General features: G+C 45.2%; 8 protein-coding genes and 1 pseudogene. 6 read left to right on the top strand and 3 right to left on the bottom strand.

Annotation, left to right across the window (positions count from 1 at the left end; translation table 11 throughout):
* Window positions 1-160: 160 nt before the first annotated feature.
* The 5 genes and pseudogenes from AC1U9U_RS14330 (at window position 161) to accC (ending at window position 4824) form a co-directional block, all read left to right on the top strand.
* Window positions 161-601 (top strand): acyl-CoA thioesterase, encoded by a 441-nt coding sequence (locus tag AC1U9U_RS14330; protein WP_479961230.1) that lies wholly within the window; start codon window positions 161-163, stop codon window positions 599-601.
* Window positions 602-649: 48 nt separating this feature from the next.
* On the top strand, window positions 650-1456 hold the full coding sequence (locus AC1U9U_RS14325; protein ID WP_479961229.1) for a phosphotransferase family protein: 807 nt from the start codon (window positions 650-652) through the stop codon (window positions 1454-1456).
* A 24-nt stretch (window positions 1457-1480) separates the two neighbouring features.
* Window positions 1481-3019, top strand: a complete 1539-nt coding sequence (locus AC1U9U_RS14320) for a condensation domain-containing protein (protein ID WP_479961228.1) — start codon at window positions 1481-1483, stop codon at window positions 3017-3019.
* Window positions 3016-3462: an acetyl-CoA carboxylase biotin carboxyl carrier protein gene (gene accB / locus AC1U9U_RS14315; protein WP_479961227.1), complete on the top strand. Its 447-nt coding sequence runs from the start codon at window positions 3016-3018 to the stop codon at window positions 3460-3462. The genes AC1U9U_RS14320 and accB overlap by 4 nt, the downstream gene beginning before the upstream one ends.
* A gap of 15 nt (window positions 3463-3477) precedes the next feature.
* A pseudogene (gene accC, locus AC1U9U_RS14310) lies at window positions 3478-4824 on the top strand (acetyl-CoA carboxylase biotin carboxylase subunit).
* Between the two features lie 17 nt (window positions 4825-4841).
* Here accC and AC1U9U_RS14305 read toward each other — a convergent pair.
* Genes AC1U9U_RS14305 through AC1U9U_RS14295 form a run of 3 tightly spaced genes read right to left on the bottom strand, consistent with a single transcriptional unit; the run spans window position 4842 to window position 6886 of the window.
* A complete protein-coding gene (locus AC1U9U_RS14305) occupies window positions 4842-5567 on the bottom strand; it encodes an SDR family NAD(P)-dependent oxidoreductase (RefSeq protein WP_479961232.1) in 726 nt (241 codons plus the stop codon).
* Between the two features lie 42 nt (window positions 5568-5609).
* Window positions 5610-6632: a 3-oxoacyl-ACP synthase III family protein gene (locus AC1U9U_RS14300; protein ID WP_479961231.1), complete on the bottom strand. Its 1023-nt coding sequence runs from the start codon at window positions 6630-6632 to the stop codon at window positions 5610-5612.
* Between the two features lie 35 nt (window positions 6633-6667).
* Window positions 6668-6886 carry a phosphopantetheine-binding protein gene (locus tag AC1U9U_RS14295; RefSeq protein ID WP_479961226.1) on the bottom strand — a complete coding sequence of 73 codons (219 nt, stop codon included), beginning with the start codon at window positions 6884-6886 and terminating at the stop codon, window positions 6668-6670.
* Between the two features lie 276 nt (window positions 6887-7162).
* Here AC1U9U_RS14295 and AC1U9U_RS14290 point away from each other — a divergent pair.
* A partial coding sequence (locus tag AC1U9U_RS14290) for an NAD(P)/FAD-dependent oxidoreductase (protein WP_479961225.1) occupies window positions 7163-7603 on the top strand: 441 nt, incomplete at its 3' end.

Genomic DNA, 7603 nt, shown 5'->3' with positions numbered 1-7603 from the left:
ATCAAATTCGGTGAAGTCTCAATTGAGGTTCCAAGGCCAAATCCGGAATTCTTTAAGGATTTGTTCAAACTCACTTATACAAGCTTTACCAATTATCTTGAAGAATGTGCAGAGTGCGCAGAAAAGTACGCAAAAACAGGTAAATCCCACAAAGGCGAGGATGAATAAGGTAATGGTAATAGAAACAATTGTCCATGTTAAATATACCGAAATTGACGGAATGGGCATTGTCCACCATTCGATCTATCCGCTTTGGTTCGAAAAAGGTAGAAGGGATTATTTAAGGAAGGCGGGAGCTTCCAATTCTCAAATTGGCGGCAGGGGCTTTCACCTTCCGCTTACCCAAATGGAATGCAGATTTAAAAGTCCTGCAAGGCCTGGTGATGAGCTAACAGTCATTACAAGAATATCTCATCTGTCCAGTGTCAAGTTAATGTTTGAATATGAAGTGCTTGAAAAGAAAAAAGGGAGGCTTCTTGCTACGGGAAAGACAGTTCACGCTTGGACAAACGACAGGATTGAACCAATTAATATTGAAAAGGAAGCTCCCGAAATTTACCAGCGACTCAGGCAGTTTTCCGAGTTTTGCGGCACCGGATAGCCCAGGACAATGAAGCAGTCTAATAATCGTTTGGGGAGGAAGATGATTATGGAAAAGAGAGAGCTGCTGGGTAAAGGAATGACTGCCGACGTATATAAGTGGGGACAGGATGAAGTATTAAAGCTTTACAAGGAAGGTTACCGTGAGGAATGGATAAGGCGGGAGGAAGCAATCGGGCGGAAGATACACGAAGCCGGTGTGCCTTCTCCTGCTGTTTTCGATAGGGTAGAGATGGACGGTCGAAAAGGGATAATACTTCAAAGGATTTTTGGCAAATCAATGCAGGCTATTCTTGAAAAGGAACCTTGGCGGTTTCACAGCCTTGTACAAGAATTGGCAAGATTTCAATACAAAATTCATAAATACTCCACTGAAGGGATACCATCGCAAAAGGAAAAAATCTCGCAAGCAATTGCACTTTCTTCTGAAATTATAGGAGATAAGGCAGAAAAAATTATCGACTATTTAGATACCTTACCGGAAGGGGACAGCATTTGCCATGGAGATTTATATCTGGGCAATATAATTGTCGCCAACGATAAGCTTGTTGCCATCGATTGGGGCGGTGCGTACAGGGGAGACCCTACAGGAGATGTTGCTAGGACCTGTCTAATCATCAATTCACCGGCGGTACCTCCCGGAATTCCCGATATTATAGGTACCCTGTCTGCTTTCCCCAAATGGATGACCTGCCAGTTTTATTTGAATGAGTATAGAAGAGCTTCAAAGGCTAAGCTGGAGAATCTCGATGCCTGGATGCTTCCGGTGGCGGCGGCCAGGCTGGGGAGCAGGATACCGGGAGAAGAAAAATGGCTAATGGGGATTATTGATGAGCGGTTAAAAGCCTTACCTTAATTTGTTTTGAAGGGACTGAAAAATATGGAGATCAAAATTAAATTCGAGGATACTAAAGTAGAAAAATCTTTTGAAGCAATGCTCCCCTTATTCGATTTGGAGAATTATTATAAATTCTACGCGAATATGCCCCATTATATGGTGAGCTATTATAAGGAACTGGGCAAGGCCTTTGAGAAGTACCTGGACATCAGTAAGCCCGGAATAGGGAAGATTCCGGATAGTCCGGATGTCCTGCCGGCAAACGGACACGACATATATAATTATGTTGCCCGTTACGGAATGGGAAATTTTCATTCTCAAGCGATCTTGAGGCTCGATGGAAGATTGGATTTTGACAGGCTGGTTAAAGCAGTAAGGCTTTCAGTTGATACAGAGCCTGTTTTGGGATGCAGGTTCGTTGAAGGGAATCCGCCATACTGGAAACGGCTGGAGAACATTGATGAAGTGATGTTTTGTTCCCTCGAGGAAGTCCTGGATGCCAATGCGGCTGTTCAGCGGTTTTTAGAAAGCCCTTTAGATATGGATGATGACCCCAAGGTAAAAGTAAAGCTGATCCGGTCCCATGAATGTGATACTCTGGGAATAAAAGTTAACCACGCCTGCTGTGATGGGACGGGAATCAAGGAGTATGTCCAGTTGGTCTCGGCCATATATTCGAGGCTTGACGGCTCCGAGGAGGCCTTTGTACCGATACCGTCAAAAAGAGGAAGAAGGGATCAGGACAGACTGTTCAAATGCCTTGGAATAACGGATCCGGACTCTTTGTGGATTCCAGGGTCGGATATTCTTATACCAACATGGGCATTTCCATGGCAGCAGGGTACATCCGGCACTACCCGCATTGCTATCTGTAGGATTTCACGGGACCACGTGGATGTTATAAATAGATATGCAAAATCCAGGGGAGCCACGATAAATGACATGGTTCTTGCGGCGTATTACAGAGCTATGCTTAAAATGGGGCAGCCGGTATACGGCGTACCAATGGGGATAAATCTCACTATCGATTTACGGCGATATTTACCTGATAATAAGACGGAAGCCTTACGCAATTTCTCCGGCTCGGTGAATACCTCGCTTTCCATGATAGAAAACGAGTCTTTTGGGGAAACGCTGTCCAGGGTCGGTTATATGATGAATGATATTAAAAGGGGCTATCCCGGTTTGCAAAGTGCTATTGGCCTGGAACGCCTGGAAAAGATCCGCTTTAAGGAAGTTCTCGCTTATTACCAGGCATCAAAAATAGGTGAAAACAGAGCAAAATGTCCTGTTTACCGGGGCAACAGATGTATAGCCTCACTATCCAATATTGGAACCCTGTCAAAACAATTAATAAAAATGGGTGATGTAAAAGTTTCTGATTATTATATTATTCCTCCGATTGTCAGTGCGCCTGGACTGCTGCTGGTAGCTAACACCTATAACGGTATAATGACACTGGCTGCGGGGTTTTTTGAAAATACGGTTCTTTCTTCTGATGTGGAAAAGCTGCTGAACAATATAAAACTCGAAATGCTGGAAGGCTGCAAGCAACGGTTGCCGAAGGTGATTCGAAAATGAGCCTAAAAGAACTCCAGGAATTGATAAAAATGCTAGGTGCTAATGAAATCGCCGAGCTCAACCTCCAGATCGAAGGTATCCGGATCAACATTAAGAAAACCGGAGCTTATGCTGCCGGAGCTCATGCTGCCGATGCTTATGCAGCAGTCGCTACTGCGGAAGCAAGGCTTGCGGAAAAAGGGCTAGCTCCCACGAACACTAATCTTATTCCGGTGACCGCTCCCCTAGTCGGTACTTTTTACCGGGCTCCGGCACCTGATGCTCCACCGTATGTGGAAGTCGGTGCAACCGTCCAGGTTGGCCAGCCAATGTGCATTGTGGAAGCATTGAAACTGAAAAATGAGGTTGAAGCTGAGGTTGCCGGCAAGATCGTGGAAATTCCGGTTATAAACGGGCAAGCAGTAGAGTACGGACAGACTCTGTTCCTGATCGAAAAGCAGTAGGAAGGTACACTGAACATGTTCACAAGGATTTTGATTGCTAACCGGGGGGAAATTGCCCTTCGGATTATCCGGGCTTGCCGGGAAATGGGGATTACCAGCGTAGTTGTGTATTCCAAAGTAGACAGCGCTTCCTTGCCTGTGCGGGAAGCGGACGAGGCTATTTGTATTGGACCTGCTGCTCCAGCCCAAAGCTATTTGCACATTCCCAGTATCATCAGTGCTGTGGAAATTTCCGGTGCTGATGCCATCCATCCCGGCTATGGCTTCTTAGCTGAGAATGCTCGCTTTGCGGAAATTTGTGAAGCTTGTCATGTTAAATTCATTGGACCCAAGGCCAGTGCTATCAAGGGCATGGGGGACAAAGCTACCGCCCGAAAAACCATGATCGCCGCCGGTGTGCCGGTTTTGCCGGGCTCCGAAGGTGTTGTGAAAAAGCCGGAAGATGCGATTGAAATCGCCAGGAAGATCGGCTACCCGGTGATGATTAAAGCTTCGGCAGGCGGGGGCGGCAAAGGGGTGCGCATTGCCCAAAACGAGGGTGAACTGTTAAAGGCCATGCAAACCACCAAGACAGAGGCTGAGCAATATTTTGGCAACGCTGAAGTTTATTTGGAAAAGTACGTTGAAGAGCCGCGCCACATCGAGTTCCAGCTGATGGCGGACGATTATGGTAATGTTGTGTACCTTGGTGAACGGGACTGCTCTTTGCAGCGGCGGAACCAAAAGCTAATTGAAGAAGCTCCCTCCACCGCTTTAAATGAACAGCTAAGGGCGGAAATGGGCGCAGATGCGGTTAAGGCCGCTAAGGCGGTTAATTACTCCGGGGCCGGGACGGTTGAGTTTCTCTTGGATAAACACAACAATTACTACTTCATCGAAATGAATACCAGGATTCAGGTTGAGCACCCGGTTACAGAGCTGATCACCGGTATTGACCTGATCAAGGAGCAAATAAGAGTGGCGGCCGGCGAGAAGCTCGGCTATACTCAGTCCGATATTAAGATCAACGGCTGGGCCATGGAGTGCCGGATCAATGCCGAAAACCCGGCTAAGAATTTTATGCCTAGTCCGTGAACAATCACAAGGTACCATCCCCCCGGCGGACCGGGTGTACGGATTGACAGCATAGCCTATGCGGGCTACAGTATACCTCCGTTCTATGACTCGATGATCGGTAAGCTGATCGTCTGGGGCCGGGACCGTGATGAGGTGATTAACCGGATGAAGCGGGCACTGCTGGAGTTTGAAATCGAAGGTGTGCATACGACGATTCCGTTTCATCTCAAGGTGCTGGATAATGTGTTTTTCCGGCGCGGCGAGGTGTACACGAATTTCATACAACGCCGGATTTTAGGGGAATAGTGACCCATGCTTCAGGCTTAATGGGCCAGATATCCCCCATCAACTATAATTGATGTCCCGGTTATGAATCTTGATGCAACACTTAATAAAAATGCGGCTGTATAGGCCACATCCTCCGGTTCCCCGATACCCATTATCTGCCTCTTTTTAAGGTCTTCCTCGAAATTATTGTTATTAACAATTTCTTTAAGACCGTCATAGATCTGGGTCCTAATCATGCCTGGTGCTATCGAGTTTATTCTTATCCCCTTTGGCGCAAGTTCCAGTGCCATTGACTTAATGGCGCTGTCCAAGGCCCCCTTGCTTGCGCAATATGCGGTCAAGCCCCTTGCGCCGACCTTGCTTGAAATAGACGATATGGCTACTATGCTTCCCCCGTTATCATTATTCTTCCGCCTGGAAAATTGTTTGGCAAGCTCGATGAAGGAATAGAAGTTAACAGTCATGATAGTTTTCAAATCTTCCAGTTTCAAGTATTGCATAGGCACTGTCCTTGATAAGCCGGCCGAATGGACAAGGCCGTTAAGCTTTAAACCTCCGCTGCATATATTGTCCATCATGTTTCCTATTCCGGTAGGATCGCTCAGATCCAACAAAAAGTAGGAGTGATTGCCGGGCTCGAGTTCATTGAGGACTCCTTTGAGCCTTTCTTCATCCCTAGCCACCATAATGACATTGGCACCCATTTTGCTCAAGAATAAGGCGATGCTTTTGCCAATGCCGGAAGAGGCACCGGTTACCATAAAGTTTTTGCCGTTTAAATTCATTGGATTCATAATTGATTCTCAGCTTTCTGTAAAATAGTCGTTGGTGTAGATCATTGGCAGGCAGACGGATCTGTCCATTTCGAGATAAATTCCACCCCAGGATAATCCTACGCCGAATCCGCACAGTAAGAGTTTTATCGGCTCTTTTGACTCCTCATTTCCCAAAGCGTCTACCAGTGTCAGCGGTATGGATTCTCCGCTTGTATTTCCGTACCTGTCGATGGATACAGCCACTTTTTCCATTGGTATACCTAGCTTCTTTGACAGATGCTTCAGAATAAAAAGGTTGGCCTGGTGGAATACGTACATGTCCACATCGTCCTTGTCAATGTAGTATTGGGACATGAAGCTTTTAAGGGTCCGGGGGATATCTGTGATACTGAAGGTAAAAATATCTGAACCGCTCATAGCCAATAAATATTCCGTGCTTTCCAGATTTGTTTTACTTCTGCTCCTGGCATGTCCTGCGGGGACAATAATATGCTTGAAACCACTGCCCTTGGTTTTCAGGAAGTACTTCAGACTTTTCCCTTCGGTTCTTTCCAAAGCCGTTGCTGAACCTCCATCACCGAAGATCATGGCTGTAGCACTGTCGTTTTGGTTTATTCCATAGTTGCTGGTGTCTCCGACAAGCAGAAGAACCCTGTTTATGCCTTGTGTTGAAATCATTGTCGCGGCAAGCCATACTCCGTAAACATAGGCTGAGCATCCGAGGTTAACGTCAAAAGCGATACAGTCTTCAGAAAGTCCCAACCGGTGCTGAAGGACACAGGCTGTTGCCGGTATTGCATAATCCGGCGTTTGCGTAATAAGAATCAAGGCATCAATGGAAGAAGGCTCCCATGCCAATTTATTAATCAGTTTTTTTGCCGCTGCATAACATAAATCGGAAGCGCATTGCTCTTCCCAAGCAACATATCTTTTTTTTATGCCTGTCATTTTGATAAACTTCCGGACACTTTCTGCGCCAAATACGTCATTGTATTCTTCACTTTTTCTTACGTTGTCGGGCACCGCACACGCAATGCCCTTAATTTCCACGTTATTCAATATCCCTACCGCCAAAAAAGTTCACCTCATTCCATTTTATCCATGATGTCTTTTACGGTAACAAAACCCTTTACTACATCGGATGTGATAATTTTGCCGAATTCGTCGTCAAACATTGCAATGACGGCAATAGCGGCCAAAGAATCCCATTCGTTGAGATTTTTCAGCTCTATATCCTCACTGAGGGTATCCTTTCCGATGTCTAACAGTTCTTCCAGAAGGTTTAATTTTTCTTTGCTTGTCATAGCCAATGTCCCCTTTTTGTCAAATTTAAAAAATTAGTTGTTATATAAGATGCGGAAATGTCCAGGACTGTATTTACATATTAATCGTATGCTGATTATGGTAGGTACGTGAATTGGATTACGAGATTATCTACTATCCATTGTCGTTTATATTCCACCAAGGGGATAGGTTATATAGCCTATCCCTTTTTTCTTTAAATTCATACGGATATTACATTGTTATTATGCGCAGAATAATGCTATGAATTTATGACAGGGCCATAGGGAGGAATCGTTATGAATAAAAGTACCAAAGAATATTTTACAAAACCACCCCAACCGTATTGGATAGCTTCAACCACCACTACCAATTATCCTACCTTGGAAAAGGATATAAAGGTTGATGTGGCAATTGTAGGTGGCGGCATAACCGGTATATTATGCGCATATTGGCTAAATAGAGAAGGGGTAAAAACAGCAATTATCGAAGCGGATCGCATTTTACAAGGTGCTACTGGACATACCACCGCGAAAATAACTTCCCAGCATGGCCTAATATATAATAAAATAAAACAAATAAGCGAAGAATTTGCCCAACAGTATGCTGACGCCAATCAAACCGCAATACAAATGTACCGGTCGATTGTAAACGAACATAATATTGAATGTGATTTTAGCGCGGAATCCGCTTATGTATACACTCTTCAAGAGAAATATGCAGAGGATATAGCGAATGAG

This window comes from Desulfitobacterium sp., from assembly GCF_982384815.1.
The sequence above is the reverse complement of the archived record's forward strand: the minus strand, read 5'-3'. Positions and strand labels throughout refer to the sequence as shown.